Here is a 15,345-nt window from a genome sequence, read left to right on the forward strand (position 1 = left end):
CATACGAGTCCTCAGACATGAATCCCCCCGGGGTCTGATGCGCCCCGGTTGTCCCTCCTCGGGGCATGCCACATGCATGTCAGCCCGTCAAATGCAACGCGCGTAACTGATGGTGACGGAGCGGCAGCGCTCTGTCCATCCCTCTGTATGGCGCAGAGGTTCACGTCTGGCACCGATTCGGGCGGGCCCATCAGCGCAACGCCGGCGGCGCGGCGACCGGCGCATCGCCGGAGCAGACTTCACGGCGACAGGTTGAGGAAAGGAGGGAGGTGGTGCATGGCGGCCCTGGAGACCTTCCTCCGGGGGCGAGACCGAGAGCCGGTTGCATTGTCAGTGCCGCCTGCCATGATCCTCGACATGCTCTACGACGACTTGGTCCGGGCGTTGACCGACCCGGATTTCGAACTCGACGTCCAGGCCTCCGACCTGTCGGGACTCTCCGCCGAGGAGCTCGGCGAACTGCTCCCGGCGGTGCAGCGGGTCACGGTCGACGCGCCGACTCCGATGTGGCGTGTCAGCTCCGTGATCCGGCATGCGGCCGAGGGCCGGGAGCCGCGCTTCACACCGGACGCGTGCCGCCGGATGTTCGAGGCGCTCGTCGCGAAGAGCGGGGACCGTGAGGGGAGCGCGGTCAACGCCACCCCGGGCGTGGACGCGCTGCTGCGCTGCACGGGCCCGTGGCCCGAACTCTCCGGACCCGCCCGCGGCTTGACGGGGGTGCTGTTGGAGCAGAAGCAACTACCGCACCCGTACACACTGCTCACCGTGGCGGGACTCGCGGGCGACGAGCCACTGCGCGCGGTCGCGGAACGGCTGGGCGAGGACAGGGGAGCCATTGCCATGGACGCCATCGACGTCGTCGTCACCGCGTTCACCCCGGCCGAACGGGCCGTGCTGGCCCAGGTCGACACCCTCAACACCTACTTCTCGCCGGACGCCGTACCGGACGTCTGGCAGAACCTCGCCGACATCCCGGCCTACGTCACCTTCACCCGCCGCGCCCTGGAAGCTGCCGCCGATCGCATCGCCGCCATCCAGTCCGGCGAGATCCCGTACTGGGCCGACAAGGCGTTCACGGCACGGGAGGTCGACGTCCTCGGGCAGGCGGCGCGGGTGGCGCTGTTGCGGGACGAGCCGTGGCTGCCTGGCGTGTTCGACCGCCTGGTGCCCGGTACGGCGGTCGCGCCCACGGCGGCGAAGACCGTGCCCTCGCAGGCGCTGCTGTACGAACTGGTCCGTGCCGCACGCGACTTCCCGACACCCGAACTGGTCACCGCCATCCGCACCGCACGCTCGGTCACCCGGCACGGCGGTGTGCCCAAGCAGCTCGACAAGCTGCTCAAGAAGGTCGAGGCGGCTCTGGCCCAGCGCACCGACGTGGCGCTGCGCCAGCCGAGACGGGGCTTCGGCGACGACGGCGTCCTGCGCAGGGAGGTGGGCGGGGGCTACGCGGCCGTCGTCACGGTCGCCGAGACCGTCGAGCTGACCTGGGAGAAGGACGGCCGCCCGCTGCGCAGCGTCCCCGCACCGGTGCGCCGCGACCACGCCGACCTGGTCAAGGAGCTGCGGGATCTGGTGAAGCGGACGGACAACCAACTGGCCACGCTGGCGAGGGCGTTGGAGGGCGGCCTGGCCGTCGACGCCGTCCACCCCTACGGATGGTGGCGCACCGAGCTGGCCGGGCATCCGCTCGCCCGGTCCGTCGCACGCCGACTGATCTGGGAGGTCGAGACCGCTCCTGGCACCTGGCAGGCGGTTCTGCCGGTGACCGACGACCTCCCCGATGCGCCCGACGGCGCCTCCGTACGCCTGTGGCACCCGATCCGCGCCGACGCCGAGACCGTACGGGCCTGGCGGGACCGGCTGGTCGACGGGGAGATACAGCAGCCGTTCAAGCAGGCGTTCCGCGAGATCTACCGGCTCACGCCGGCCGAGGAGGAGACCCGCTTCCACTCCAACCGTTTCGCGGCGCATCTCGTCCACTACCGCCGGATGTTCGCGCTGTTCCGGGCCCGCGGCTGGACGAGCCGGCTGCTCGGGCCCTGGGACGGCGGCGACGGGGACGCGGCGGTGCGGACGCTGATAGCGGCGGAGTGGCGAGTCTGCTTCTCCCATGTCCTCGTGGACTGGACGGAGGAGCAGGACCTGGTGGCCTCGACCGACCGGGTCTGCTTCGAGCACCGCGTCGACGGCCAGTGGCGGCAGTCGCCGCTCGCCGAGGTCCCGCCCCCGGTGTTCAGCGAGGCCATGCGGGACGTGGACCTCTTCGTCGGCGTGACCTCGATCGCCGCCGACCCCGACTGGACCGCCGAGGGCCCGGCCCGGGCTTACTGGGAGCGGGCCGGTTTCGCCGACCTGACCGAGACCGCCGAGGCCCGCCGCGACGCCCTGCAGCGGATCCTGCCCCGCCTGAAGATCGCCGACCGCTGCACACTGGACGGCCGCTTCCTGGTCGTCCGCGGCGACCTGCGCACCTACCGCATCCACCTCGGCTCGGCCAACATCCTGATGGAGCCCGACCACTCCTACCTGTGCATAGTCCCGGCCCGCGGCAAGGCCGGCGGCAGGGTGTTCCTGCCCTTCGAGGACGATCGACTGACCCTCATCCTCAGCAAGGCGTTCCTGCTCGCCGCCGACACCGAGATCAGTGACGCCTCCATCCGTGCGCAGATCGACGGAGGCGTCTGACGTCCGCCGGCGGACGTCCGGTCAGCAGTCCCGGAACTCCGGTGACTGGTTCAGGACCTGCGAGCGCAGCGACGTGAACTTCGTGTAGGTCTCGCTGTCCTGGGTGCCCGGGCGGAAGGCGGCCACGCGGTGGCAGTTCTGGAAGGCCAGGGCCACCCCGAAGTGCCGCTCCAGGCTGCCGCGGATCGCGTCGCTGGCCAGGGCCCGCAGCAGTTGGCCGCGCTCCTTCTCGGACGGCGGGGGCGTCTGGTTGTCGGTGAACTCGGCCTGGCCGTCGTGCAGTTCGGTGGCGAGGGAGGCGATGAGGTCGTAGGCGTAGGGGAGGGACGTGCGGACGGTGTCCACGAAGTCCTCCTCGCGGATGGCGCCCTGCTCGGCTTCGGCGAGGAGCTTCGGGGAGACGTCGAGAGACATGAAGGTGCTTGTCCTGTCTGTGCGTTGAGTGGGGGGTGAGGGGGAGGGGGTGTGTCAGAGGAGGGAAGCGGGGCCAGGGACGAAGTCCGGGTCGACCTGGGAGGCGAGGTCCTCGCCCGCCCAGGCCCGGGCGTTGCGCAGATGGAACTCGACCGCGTGGCGGTGGAGGGCCGTCCAGTCGCGGGGGCGGGAGTCCACCGTCTCGCGCAGGACATTCAGAGCGTGGCGGTTGTGCGGTTCCAACTCGCCCTGCTCGCGGCCCTGTTCGGCGGCGCGGACCCAGGAGGACTGGACCAGGTGGGTCAGGAGGTCGTCCCCCACCTCCTCCTTGAGGAAGAGCAGATCGTCCTCGCCGGTCACCTTGTTGCCGATGACGCCGATCCGGATCCCGAACTCCCGGGCGTGGTCCCGGTACTGGCGGTAGACCGAGACGCCCTTGCGCGTGGGTTCCGCGACCAGGAACGTCATGTCGAAGCGGGCGAACAGCCCCGACGCGAAGGCGTCCGCGCCGGCCGTCATGTCGACGACGACGTACTCGCCGGGTCCGTCGACCAGATGGCCCAGGTACAGCTCGACCGCGCCGAGTTTGGAGTGGTAGCAGGCCACGCCGAGGTCGCTCTCGTCGAACTCGCCCGTCACCATCAGCGGCACGTCACCCACGCGCCGGACATGCCGGGCGTGCAGCTCGTCGTCGCCGAGGAGAGTCAGCAGACGGGAGCCCCGGCCCGGTGGAGTGGTCTTGATCATGGCCTCGGGGGAAGCGATACGCGGGTTGGTGCCGCGCAGGAAGTCCTTGATCTCGGCGAGGTGGGCGCCGAGGGGTGGGGTGTCGAGCGGTGGACCGTCGTGACCCAGTGCCTCGGCCAGATGCTGGTTGATGTCCCCGTCCACCGCGAGCACCGGGGCGCCGGAGCGGGCCAGATGTCGGGAGAAGAGCGCCGACAGGGTGGTCTTGCCGCTGCCGCCCTTGCCGACGAAGGCGATGCGCATCAGCATCCCGCCCTTGCCGCACGTAAGGCGTTTTTGAAAATGGATGTCATGTCGGTAGGTTTAAGGCGTGTTGTCGATCACTGTCAAATCGCCTGGTGGCCAACCTCCTCGCCGCCCGGTGATCAAAGCGGTTCGGCTTAATGCATATGATGTGCAAGTGCGCGACTACAGCATCAGGGCCGCGGGCCCGGACGACCTCGACGGTGCCCGAGCGGTGATGCTCGACACCGTCTACCGCGACTTCGGTTCCGGCTATGCGCCCCGCTGGCACGGCGACATCATCGACCCGGCCGCCGCCTACCTGGTCCCCGAACGCCACACCCTCCTCGTGGCGCTCGACCCGCAAAGCGGCGAGGTCGTCGCCACCGGCGCCCTGGACTCCCGCGGCCCGGCCCATCCGCCGAACCCGCTCCATGTCGCCGAGCGCTACCCCTCGGGGCGGACCGCACAACTGCGCCGCGTCTACGTGAGCCCCGAGCACCGCAGGCGCGGTCTCGCCCGCCGGCTGGTCGCGGAGCTGATGGAGTTCGCCGTCGCCGAGGGCGGCTACCGCTGCGTGTATCTGCACACCGACCCGGACGTCCCGGGCGCCGAGGCCTTCTGGCGATCCCTCGGCAAGCTCGTGCACGACGAGCGCGAGGACCCCGAGGGCGCGTCCGGCGTCCTGCACTTCGAGATCCCGATGGGGCGATGACCCGAATGACCCGACCGCGCTTCCTCCTCGCCCTCCTTCTGGCCCCCGCCCTCACCGGCTGCTTCGCCTCCGACGGCTCGCGCGGCTCGTCCGACGACGTCGGTGACGGCTCCCGGCTGCGCGTCGCCCTCGCCTTCCCGCCGGCCGAGAACCTCTCGCCGTACGGCGCCGACGCCACCCTCCTCAGCCGCCTCGGCGTCACCGAGGGCCTGACCGCCCTGGACGCCAACGGCGCCGCGGCCCCCGCGCTCGCCGCGTCCTGGACCCGCGAGAACGACCGCACCTGGCTGTTCACCCTGCGCGAGGCCACCTTCCAGGACGGCGCCGACGTCACCCCGGCCGCCGTCGCCACCGCCCTCACCCACGCCACCGAGGCCCGGCCGGCCCCCGCCGCTCTCTCCGGCATGACCCTCGCCGCGAAGGCCGAGGGCACCACCGGCGTCCGGGTCACCACGAAGAACCCCGACCCCGCACTGCCGCTGCGGCTGTCCAGCCCGAGCCTCGCCGTTCTCTCCGCGAAGGCCTACGGCAGGACGGACCGCGTCGACCCGATCGGCCACGCCACCGGCCCCTTCGAGCTCACCAAGGTCATGGGCGCCACCGCCGCCACCCTCGACCGCTACGACGACTACTGGGGCGGCCGCGCCCAGGCCTCGGGCATCGACGTGAAGTTCGTCGCCGACGGCACCGCCCGTGCGAGCGCGCTCCGTACCGACCAGGTCGACCTCGCGGAGGCGATCCCCGTCGCCCAGGCCGTCACCCTCGACAAGGGCATCCGCAAGGCCACGGCCACGACCCGCACCACGAGCCTGCTCCTCAACACCGAGTCGGACGTGTTCAAGGACGTCGGCCTCCGGGCCGCGGCCCGGCAGGCGGTCGACGCCTCCGCACTCGCCGAGGGCGTCTACGAGGGGTACGCCGACGCCGGCGCCGGCCTCTACGGACCCGCCGTGACCTGGGTCGAGGGCAAGCGGACCGCGCCGGCCGGCCGGGCGGAGGCCACCGACCCGGACGGAGCCACGATCACCCTCGCGACGTACGACAACCGGCCCGAACTGCCCGAGGTCGCCCAGGTGTTGAAGCAGCAGCTGGAGAAGGCCGGGTTCGAGGTCGAGCTGGAGGTGCGCGAGTACTCGCGGCTGGAGAGCGATGTGCTGGAGGGCAGGTTCGACGCCTTCGTCGGTGCCCGCAACAGCCTCCTCGACACCGGCGACCCCGTCTCACTCCTGGCCAGCGACTTCACCTGCGACGGCAGCTACAACCTGGCGCTGCTGTGCGACAAGGACGTCGACAAGGCGGTGAAGAAGGCCGAGGGCATCGCCGACACCGCGAAGCGCCAGGACGCCGCCATGGCGGCCGAGGCGAAGATCCTCGGCACCGACGCCGTCGTCCCGCTCGTCCACCAGCGCGTCATCACCGGCGTCGGCGCCCAGGTCGGCGGCGCCCTCCTCGACCCGTACGAGCGCACCCTCGTCGGCGTCGGCACCCGGCGCTGACGTATGCGGCAGCAAGCGGCCACGCTCCTGTGGCGGGCCGGGATCGCCGCCGCCCTCGTGTGCGCCATCGGCCTGCTGCCCTGGCTCAACCGCACGGATCCGGCGCTCGCCGAGAACCAGCCCTACGCCGAGCGCGCCCCCTGGGCCGTCCTCGCCCCGGCCGCCGTACTCGCCCTGCTCGGCGCGCTCGCGGTCACCGCGGCGGGAGGAGTGCGCACCCCGCGCCGCACCCCGCGTCCACCCGTGACCGAACCCGAACAGCAGCCTCGTACAAGGGAACTGGTGGAAGCCCGATGAGCAGCTCGCTGTCGACCGCCCTGCGCGGGACGCCGGACCGTACCCGCCTCACCCCCCTCCTGCGGCTGCTGATCCTCACCCAACTCGCCTTCAACGTCGGCTTCTTCGCGGTGCTGCCGTTCCTGTCCGAGCACCTCGGCACGGCGGTGGGCATGGTGGGCTGGATGGTCGGGTTCGTGCTGGGGCTGAGGACCTTCAGCCAGCAGGGTCTGTTCGTGGTGGGCGGGGCGCTCGCCGACCGGTACGGGATCCGGCCGGTCGTGCTCGCGGGCTGCGCGCTGCGGATCGCCGGGTTCGCCTGGCTCGGGTACGCCGAGGCGACCTGGGCGGTCATCGGGGCCGTGCTGCTGATCGGGTTCGCCGCCGCGCTGTTCTCCCCCGCGGTCGAGTCCGAGGTGGCCCGGCAGGCCGTCGTCCACGAGGAGGAGGGCGGCGGATCCCGTACCCGGGTGCTCGCGCTGTTCACCGTGGCCGGACAGGCGGGGGCGTTCGTCGGGCCGCTGCTGGGCGCGCTGCTGCTGGCGGTGGACTTCCGCAGCGTGTGTCTCGCCGGTGCCGGGATCTTCGTGCTCGTCCTCGCCGGGCACGCGTGGCTGCTGCCGCAGCACATCCCGGGACGCCAGCGGGTCCACGTCAAGGGCGGGATACGGGTGTTGGTGCGCAACCGGCGCTTCCTCGCGCTGTGCTGCGCGTACGGCGCCTATCTGCTCGCCTACAACCAGCTCTATCTCGCCCTGCCCGCCGAGGTGGAGCGGGCCACCGGCTCCCAGTCCGCGCTGGCCTGGCTGTTCGCCCTGTCCTCGCTGCTGGTGGTGACCGCCCAGCTGCCCGTCACCCGCTGGGTGGGGCACCGGCTCGCACTGCGCCGCTCGATGATGGCCGGACTGCTGCTGATCGCCGCCGGGTTCGCCGTCGTGGCGCTCGCCCGGCCGGCCGGCTGGACAGGGACGGCGGGGCTGCTGCCCGCGGCCGGGTTCGTCGTGCTGCTCACCCTCGGCCAGATGCTCGTCGCCCCCGTCGCCCGCGCCTGGGTCCCCGACCTCGCCGAGGAGGGGCGGCTCGGCCTCTACACCGGCGCGCTGTCCTCGGTCTCCGGCCTGATCGTGCTGGTCGGCAGCTCACTGACCGGCACACTCCTCGACAGCGGGCTGCCGGCGGCCGTGCCATGGCTGGTGCTGGCCGCCGTACCGGCCGCGGCGATCGCACTGCTGCCGCGCCGTCCCTGAGCGGGTCGGGTGAAGTCCGTTATGGTTCGGCAGCGCCCTGAAGGGGCGCGGGGCCGTATCCATATGCGGCTCCGCCGCGGGGCGCGACCAGCCTCGACGGCGCCGCGGACGGCCGACGGCACATCGCGGCACTTCCCGCGGAGCGCTCAGGGCCTGTTCATCCGGCGACCAGCTCGCGCACGTCCTCCAGCAGGACCTCCTCGATCCGGGAGGTGCGCAGCAGCCACAGGACGTCCCGGCCGAACGACCACACCAGCGCGCCCAGCGCCGTCGCGACGACCCCGAACTCCAGGGCGTACGGCAGCAGGCCCGAGGCGGCCAGGAGCAGGAACACTCCCTGGAGGGCGGCCACCGTCTTGCGGGCCGTGCTCGGCGGGAGCGGGGCGTTCAGCCACGGCCAGAGGCGGGCGGCGGCGACGAAGGCGTAGCGCATACCGCCGATCAGCAGGACCCACGGGCCGTGCGCCATGGACACGTAGACGCTGAGCACCAGGATCAGGAACGCGTCGACCTCCATGTCGAAGCGGGCGCCGAGCGGGGTGGAGGTGCCGGTGCGGCGGGCGACCTTGCCGTCGACGCCGTCGAGGATCAGGGCCACGGCCGTCAGACCGACGAAGAGGGTGACCGGCGGTGAACTCTGGAAGGAGTCGGCGACCAGGGCCGTGACCCCGCCGACCAGGGTGGCCCGGCCGAGCGTCACGCGGTTGGCGGGGCCGAAGGAGCGCGGACGGTGGCGGTGCAGGGCCCGGGAGAGCACCGCCCAGGTGGCGACGGCGAAGACGAGACCGGTCAGCCAGCCCGCCGGTCCCATGCCGATCGCCGTCCCGAGCAGAGCCAGCAACAGGATCTGCAGACCCGCCCCCACAGCGGTCTCCTGCTGGACCAGCCTTGCGTCGTAAGTGTTGTTCAGGGCCACCGAACATCCTCCGGCCGTGTGACAGAGTCGATCAACGCCGCGTACTGTGCGCGACCTGTGCACACCTCGGTACGTGAACCACTTCCCAAGCGTTCAGGAGGATGCCGATGAAGCGCACCGCGAGTGCTTTCTGGCTCAACAGCCCCGGTGCGGGTGAGATACGTGAGGTCACCCTCCCGGCCCCCTCCGAGGGGGAAGTACTGGTCCGCGCCCTGTACTCCGGCGTCAGCCGCGGCACGGAGACTCTCGTCTTCCGCGGCGGGGTCCCCGAGAGCCAGCACGCGGCCATGCGGGCGCCGTTCCAGGAGGGCGACTTCCCGGCACCCGTGAAGTACGGCTACCTCAGCGTCGGAGAGGTCGAGGAGGGCCCGGCGGACCTCGTGGGCGCTACGGTCTTCTGCCTCTACCCGCACCAGACGCGCTACGTCGTCCCGGTGACCGCCGTGACCCGGGTGCCCGAGAACGTGCCCGCCGAACGGGCGATCCTGGCCGGGACGGTGGAGACCGCCGTCAACGCGGCCTGGGACGCGGCGCCGTTGGTCGGCGACCGGATCGCCGTGGTCGGCGGCGGCATGATCGGCTGCTCGGTCGCCGCACTGCTGGCCCGCTTCCCCGGCGTACGGATCCAGCTGGTCGACGCCGACCCGGCGCGGGCGAAGGTCGCGAAGGCCCTCGGCGTCGACTTCGCGCTGCCGCGGGACGCGCTGGGGGAGTGCGACCTCGTCGTCCACGCCAGCGCCACCGAACAGGGACTGGCCCGCTCCCTGGAACTGCTGACACCCGAGGGCACCGTCCTTGAACTCAGCTGGTACGGCGACCGGCAGGTCAGCCTTCCGCTCGGTGAGGCCTTCCACTCCCGGCGGCTCGTCATCCGCAGCAGCCAGGTCGGCACCGTCTCCCCGGCCCGCCGCTCCAGCCGTACGTATGCCGACCGGCTGGCCCTCGCCCTCGAACTGCTCGCCGACCCGGCGCTCGACGCGCTCGTCACGGGGGAAAGCGCGTTCGAGGAGCTGCCACAGGTGATGCCCAGGCTCACTTCCGGGGAAATTCCTGCTCTTTGTCACCGCGTGAGGTACGGCAAGAGCGCCTGACCTGAGAAAAGAGTGAGAGACGGCTGAACGCGGGGAAGCGAGGAGCCGTATAACCCGGCATCCCCGCCGGCGATCAGCCGGGGGGATCAGACGTGCCGCACCTGGAGGGTCGTCCGTTGTTCAGTGTCACCGTCCGCGATCACATCATGATCGCCCACAGCTTCCGCGGCGAGGTCTTCGGACCCGCGCAGCGCCTGCACGGAGCGACGTTCCTCGTGGACGCCACCTTCCGGCGGGAGCAGTTGGACGACGACAACATCGTCGTCGACATCGGACTGGCCACGCAGGAACTCGGAGCCGTCGTCACCGAGCTCAACTACAGAAACCTCGACAACGAGCCCGACTTCGCCGGGATCAACACGTCGACGGAGTTCCTGGCCAAGGTCATCGCCGACCGGCTCGCCGAGCGGATCGAGAAGGGCGCGCTGGGCGAGGGCGCCCGGGGCATCGCAGCGATCGCCGTCACCCTGCACGAGTCGCATGTCGCGTGGGCGAGTTACGAGCGTGCGCTGTGACCGACGTGACCCTGGAGAAGGCCCCGCAGGCGGCCCTGGGCTATGTGCCCGTGCAGCATTCGGCTCTCAAGAACGCGGACATCGTCCCCATGGCTCTGCGCGACGTGCACTTCGTCATGCCCGGCGGTGTCGACGACCCGGCCGCCCCGAGCGGCGGCAACGCCTATGACCGGCGCGTGAGTCTGGACCTGCCGGGCTTCGGCTGGCAGGTCCACAAGCACGCGGTTTCGGGCGAGTGGCCCCGGCCCGGCGCCTCGGCCCGAGCGGAACTGGCCGCTGTGCTGCGGGGGTTGCCGGACGACACCGTGGTCCTGATGGACGGCCTGCTCGCCTGCGCCGTCCCGGAGATCGTCGTCCCGGAGGCGGAACGGCTGCGGCTCGCGGTCCTCGTCCACCTTCCGCTCGGCGACGAGACCGGCCTCGACCCCGTCCTGGCCGCCGAGTTGGACGCGAAGGAGCGCGCGGTGCTCCGCGCGGTCCCCGCGGTCGTCGCCACCAGCGACTGGGCGGTCCGCCGCCTCGTCTCCCACCACGGCCTCGCCCCCGACCGGGTCCATGTCGCCGCCCCCGGCGCCGACATCGCCCCCCTCGCCTCCGGCACCGACGGCCTCTCCCGGCTGCTGTGCGTCGCCGCGGTGACACCCCGCAAGGGACAGCACCGCCTGGTGGAGGCGCTGGCCGCGGTCCGGGACCTGCCGTGGAGCTGTGTGTGCGTGGGCGGCCTCGGCCAGGACCCGGAATACGTGGCCGACCTGCGGTCCCTGATCGCGAAGTACGGCCTGGAACACCGACTGCACCTGGCCGGACCGCAGGCCGGCGCCGAACTCGACGCCAGCTACGCCGCCGCCGACCTGATGGTCCTCACCTCCTACGCCGAGACCTACGGCATGGCGGTCACCGAGGCCCTCGCCCGCGGCATCCCGGTGCTGGCCACCGACGTCGGCGGTCTCCCCGAGGCGGTCGGCCGCGCCCCCGACGGCGGCGTGCCCGGCATCCTCGTCCCGCCGGAGGACCCCGCCGCCCTCGCCGCGGAGCTGCGCGGCTGGTTCGGCGAGGCGGACGTACGACGCCGGCTGAAGGCGGCTGCCCGGGGCCGGCGGGCCGCCCTGGACGGCTGGGCGACCACGGCCCGCAGCCTGGCCGGAGTACTGGGCCGACTGCCGAGCGAACCCAGGAGGGCGGCATGAGGAAGACGGCTACGACGACACAGCGCGCGGGACGGATTCCGGCGCAGGCGGGACCGAGGGACGTGGCAGGGGTGGAGTCCGAGATGGCCGGCGAAACCCCGACGTCCTCGGTGTCATCGGCGTCCGCCGACCCCGGCACCGACACGGAGTCCGTGATCCCCGGCGCCGGCCCCGCCGCCCGCCCCGGTGAGCGGCCCACCGTACGGCTGCGCGAGGACGGGCCCGAGGAGCAGCCCCGGTACGCGCCCGAGTGGCTGGAGCTGCGGGAGCCCGCCGATGCCGGCGCTCGCTCGCTCGATCTGCTCGACCCGCTGCGGATCCGGCTCGCCAACCTGCCCGGCAAGGCCGGGGTGACCGTGCACGACCTCGGGTGCGGTACCGGGTCGATGGGCCGCTGGCTCGCGCCCCGCCTCGACGGCCCCCAGCACTGGGTGCTGCACGACCGCGACCCCTACCTCCTGCACTTCGCGGCCGTCGCCTCCCCGCGGGTCGCCGCGGACGGCAGCCGGGTCACCGTCGAGACCCGGCGCGGTGACGTCGGCCGGCTGACCCCGGACGCCCTCGCGGGTGCCTCCCTGGTGACGGCCTCCGCACTCCTGGACGTCCTCACCCGCGAGGAGATCGAGACCCTGGCCGCCGCCTGCACCGGCGCCGGCTGCCCGGCCCTGCTCACGCTCTCCGTGGCCGGCCGCGTCGACTTCACCCCGTCCGACCCGATGGACACCGAGATCGCCGAGGCGTTCAACGCCCACCAGCGGCGCTCGGGCCTGCTCGGCCCGGATGCGGTCACGGTGGCCTGCGAGGCCTTCTCCGAACTCGGCGCGACGGTACGGCTGAACCCGAGCCCCTGGCGGCTGGGCCCCGCCGAGTCCGCGCTCACGGCCCAGTGGCTGCGCGGCTGGGTCGGCGCCGCGGTGGAACAGCGCCCGGAGCTGCGCGAGCGCGCGGACCGCTACCTCCGCGCCCGGCTGGAGGCCTGCGAGGCGGGCGAGTTGAGCGTGGTCGTCCACCACACCGACCTACTGGCACTGTCCCGCCCGACGGGCGGGGCGGCATGAGCGTGGAGACGGTACGGGCGGCCCACGCGGGCCTGCGGGGGCCGGGCCGACGCAGGCGGTGGGCCGGGGTGAGCCGGGGGCGCGGCCGCGTCGCGGTGACGCCGGTGGACGCGACCGCGTCGGTGCTGGGCGTGGCCGGCTTCCCGGCGCGTACGGCGGTGGCGGAACGGTACGCCGACACGGCGACCGGCGGGGCACGTCCCGAGGCCGGCTCCGCCACCCTCGCCCTCCCGCCCGCCAAGGCCGTCCCGCCGCCGCCCGTCGCCGTCTCCGGGGACCGCATCGGCGTGATCGTCTCCGCCCCCCGGCCCGACACCGCCCCGGCCGCCCCCGGCGCCTCCTGGTGGCGAAACGTTCTCGCCCGCCTCAAGTCGCCCGCCGTACGCACCCACGTCGGCAGCGCCGTCGGCGTGGTCATCCTCGCCGTTCTGCTGTGGCGGCTCGGCACCGGCGTCTTCCTCGACGGGTTGCGCCGGATCGACGGGGCGACCCTGCTGGCCGCGCTCGGGATCGGCGTGGTCACCACCGTCTTCAGCGCCTGGCGCTGGCAGCTGGTCGCCCGGGGCCTGAAGATCCGGCTGCCGCTCGGTGCGGCCGTGGCCTCGTACTACCGGGCCCTGTTCCTCAACGCCGCCCTGCCCGGTGGCGTTCTCGGCGATGTGCACCGGGCGGTACGGCACGGGCGCAGCACCCAGGAGCTCGGGCGCTGTGTGCGGGCCGTCGTCCTCGAACGGGTCGCCGGGCAGCTCGCGTTGGCGGTCGTCGGCGCCGCGGTGCTGCTGACCATGCCGTCACCGGTGCTCTCCCAGGCCCGCCATCTCGCGCCGCTGCTCGTGTTCGCCACGCTGGGAGCGCTGGCCGTCGTGCTCGCCCTGCGGATGAACCGGGCGCCCTCACGGGCCGGCAAGGCCCTGCGCGAGGCCCGCGAGGGACTGCTGTCGCGGCAGAACGGGCCCGGTGTCGTGCTGTCCTCCGCTGTCGTCCTCGCCGGACACCTCGCGATGTTCGTGCTCGCCGCCCGCGTCGCCGGTTCCGCCGCCTCCGTCGCCGTCCTGCTGCCGATCGCCGTGCTCGCCCTGCTCGCCATGGGCCTGCCGCTCAACGTCGGCGGCTGGGGCCCGCGCGAGGGCGTCACCGCCTGGGCGTTCGGCGCCGCCGGTCTGGGCGCCGGCAGCGGGCTGGCCGTCGCCGTCGTCTACGGGGTGCTCTCGCTGGCGGCCAGCCTGCCCGGCGTCATCGTCCTGCTCGCCCGCTATCCGCGCGCCGAATCGTCGTCGGAGGTGAGCAGTGAGAAATACGTGCCGAAGGATTCCGTCAGGCTCGCCAACAGCGCTTTGCCCTTTTCCGCCGAACCCAGCGAAGGACGGCCGATGACACCGGAATCGGTATAGGCGGACATACCGAGGGTGAGCAGATGACGTCGGTCGTCGGCGACGAAATCGGTGGTCTCATAACCGGGTCGGACGAATTCGGGATGAGCGTGCAGAAGGATGGAGGTCTCGATTTCCCCCGCATGCATGTCGGTGAGCAGCGAGGTGACCACCCCCGACTGCTCCCGGGCCGTCTCCCAGTCCTCCGGGGCCGGGAACAGCGCCATTCGCTCGCCGCAGGCGGAGGATTCCTGAACGACGTTGCCCAGTACGTAGTTTCCGCCGTGCCCGTTGACCACGACCAGCGTCTCGACGCCGGACCGGCGGAGCGAAGACGCTATGTCCCGTATCACCGAGTGAAGGGTCACCGAGGAGATGCTGACGGTTCCCGCCCACGCCGCGTGCTCGTGCGAGCAGGAGATCGTCACGGGAGGGAGGAGGTGCACCGGGTATGCCGCGGCGATCTCCCGGGCGACGGCGCAGGCGACGAGCGTGTCGGTCGCCAGCGGAAGGAACGGGCCGTGCTGTTCGAAGCTCCCGACGGGAAGGACGGCGACCTGTCGTGAGACACCCTCGCCCCGCGCCCGTACGTCTTCCGTGGTGTCCGCCGGCAACGTACCGTGCTCCGCCGACCGCGTTTGCGAACCACTCATTCTTTCACGGCCTTTCGTCTCTGCTTAGGAACTCGAGAATCATGACAGAAAAAGTTGGCGTACTCGGCAAGAAGACCCCACAGCGTACGGGCGTGGAACGCGTCGTGAATGCTCCGCTGCCCACCGTGTACGGTGAATTCAGGGCGGTCGGTTACCTCGACCACGATCGCGGTGACGAGCAAGTGGCCCTGGTCTACGGCGAGATCGGCACGGACGAGGTCCTGACCCGGCTGCACTCCGAATGCCTGACCGGTGACGCCTTCGGCTCCCGGCACTGCGAGTGCGGCGAACAGCTCGACTCGGCCCTCAAGGCCGTCGTCGCCGAGGGCAGCGGCATCGTCGTCTACCTGCGGGGCCACGAGGGCCGCGGCATCGGACTGCTCGCCAAGCTGCGCGCCATGGCCCTGCAGGCGGAGGGCCTGGACACCGTCGAGGCGAACCTCGCCCTCGGCCTGCCGGTGGACGCCCGCGACTACGGGGTCGCCGCCGGGATGCTGCACGACCTGGGCGTGCGCTCGGTGCGGCTGATGTCCAACAACCCCGACAAGCGCGAGGCGTTGGTACGCCACGGCATCGAGGTCGCCGAGACCGTCCCGCTGCTGATAGCGCCGTGCGAGAGCAACATCACCTACCTGCGCACCAAGCGGGAGCGGCTGGACCACCACCTGCCGCATCTGGACGCGGTGGCCCACCTGTCCTGATTACGGGCACCGGCGTCCGGACAGGAAGAGGGGACCGGCCCCGACATCC

The 15,345-nt window shown here is 72.1% G+C and carries 14 protein-coding genes and 1 pseudogene; 11 read left to right on the forward strand and 4 right to left on the reverse strand.

Annotated features, from left to right (window positions below; translation table 11 throughout):
- Positions 1-357: 357 nt before the first annotated feature.
- Positions 358-2,688, forward strand: a complete 2,331-nt coding sequence (locus tag TN53_RS43955; protein WP_159038091.1) for a DUF4132 domain-containing protein — start codon at positions 358-360, stop codon at positions 2,686-2,688.
- Between the two features lie 21 nt (positions 2,689-2,709).
- On the opposite strand, the gene TN53_RS00210 is transcribed toward TN53_RS43955, so the two are convergent.
- Together TN53_RS00210 and TN53_RS00215 are read right to left on the reverse strand one after the other, a co-directional pair.
- A complete protein-coding gene (locus TN53_RS00210) occupies positions 2,710-3,102 on the reverse strand; it encodes an SCO5389 family protein (protein WP_046256188.1) in 393 nt (130 codons plus the stop codon).
- Positions 3,103-3,156: 54 nt separating this feature from the next.
- The gene (locus TN53_RS00215; RefSeq protein ID WP_046256189.1) at positions 3,157-4,092 is read right to left on the reverse strand and encodes an ATP-binding protein; all 936 of its coding nucleotides are present in this window, start codon (positions 4,090-4,092) and stop codon (positions 3,157-3,159) included.
- Positions 4,093-4,249: 157 nt separating this feature from the next.
- Here TN53_RS00215 and TN53_RS00220 point away from each other — a divergent pair, with 157 nt between their 5' ends.
- From TN53_RS00220 to TN53_RS00235, 4 genes are read left to right on the forward strand one after another with little or no spacing between them, the layout of a single operon-like run.
- The gene (locus TN53_RS00220; RefSeq protein ID WP_046256190.1) at positions 4,250-4,786 is read left to right on the forward strand and encodes a GNAT family N-acetyltransferase; all 537 of its coding nucleotides are present in this window, start codon (positions 4,250-4,252) and stop codon (positions 4,784-4,786) included.
- A gap of 5 nt (positions 4,787-4,791) precedes the next feature.
- Complete coding sequence (locus TN53_RS00225) at positions 4,792-6,282, forward strand: ABC transporter substrate-binding protein (RefSeq protein WP_095046214.1); 1,491 nt, start codon at positions 4,792-4,794, stop codon at positions 6,280-6,282.
- Between the two features lie 3 nt (positions 6,283-6,285).
- Complete coding sequence (locus tag TN53_RS00230; protein WP_046256192.1) at positions 6,286-6,579, forward strand: hypothetical protein; 294 nt, start codon at positions 6,286-6,288, stop codon at positions 6,577-6,579.
- A complete protein-coding gene (locus TN53_RS00235; RefSeq protein ID WP_046256193.1) occupies positions 6,576-7,805 on the forward strand; it encodes an MDR family MFS transporter in 1,230 nt (409 codons plus the stop codon). The genes TN53_RS00230 and TN53_RS00235 overlap by 4 nt, the downstream gene beginning before the upstream one ends.
- Before the next feature lie 157 nt (positions 7,806-7,962).
- Here TN53_RS00235 and TN53_RS00240 read toward each other — a convergent pair whose 3' ends face one another.
- Positions 7,963-8,721, reverse strand: a complete 759-nt coding sequence (locus tag TN53_RS00240) for a CDP-alcohol phosphatidyltransferase family protein (protein WP_046256194.1) — start codon at positions 8,719-8,721, stop codon at positions 7,963-7,965.
- A 107-nt stretch (positions 8,722-8,828) separates the two neighbouring features.
- Here TN53_RS00240 and TN53_RS00245 point away from each other — a divergent pair, with 107 nt between their 5' ends.
- From TN53_RS00245 to TN53_RS00265, 5 genes and pseudogenes are all read left to right on the forward strand, one after another.
- A complete protein-coding gene (locus TN53_RS00245; RefSeq protein ID WP_046256195.1) occupies positions 8,829-9,812 on the forward strand; it encodes a dehydrogenase in 984 nt (327 codons plus the stop codon).
- A 116-nt stretch (positions 9,813-9,928) separates the two neighbouring features.
- A complete protein-coding gene (locus TN53_RS00250) occupies positions 9,929-10,327 on the forward strand; it encodes a 6-pyruvoyl trahydropterin synthase family protein (RefSeq protein WP_046256196.1) in 399 nt (132 codons plus the stop codon).
- A complete protein-coding gene (locus TN53_RS00255) occupies positions 10,324-11,514 on the forward strand; it encodes a glycosyltransferase family 4 protein (protein WP_046256197.1) in 1,191 nt (396 codons plus the stop codon). Before TN53_RS00250 ends, TN53_RS00255 begins: the two co-directional genes overlap by 4 nt.
- A gap of 83 nt (positions 11,515-11,597) precedes the next feature.
- A complete protein-coding gene (locus tag TN53_RS00260) occupies positions 11,598-12,572 on the forward strand; it encodes a class I SAM-dependent methyltransferase (protein WP_420719071.1) in 975 nt (324 codons plus the stop codon).
- A pseudogene (locus TN53_RS00265) lies at positions 12,569-13,738 on the forward strand (lysylphosphatidylglycerol synthase transmembrane domain-containing protein); the annotation flags it as partial. The gene TN53_RS00260 and the pseudogene TN53_RS00265, both read left to right, overlap by 4 nt.
- A gap of 86 nt (positions 13,739-13,824) precedes the next feature.
- Here TN53_RS00265 and TN53_RS44560 read toward each other — a convergent pair.
- Positions 13,825-14,595, reverse strand: a complete 771-nt coding sequence (locus TN53_RS44560; RefSeq protein ID WP_095046215.1) for a creatininase family protein — start codon at positions 14,593-14,595, stop codon at positions 13,825-13,827.
- Between the two features lie 41 nt (positions 14,596-14,636).
- On the opposite strand from TN53_RS44560, the gene ribA reads away from it, so the two are divergent.
- Positions 14,637-15,296, forward strand: a complete 660-nt coding sequence (gene ribA / locus TN53_RS00270; protein WP_046256199.1) for a GTP cyclohydrolase II — start codon at positions 14,637-14,639, stop codon at positions 15,294-15,296.
- Positions 15,297-15,345: the final 49 nt, after the last annotated feature.

The sequence above is a fragment of the Streptomyces sp. WM6386 genome, from assembly GCF_000972385.1.
GTDB lineage: Bacteria > Actinomycetota > Actinomycetes > Streptomycetales > Streptomycetaceae > Streptomyces.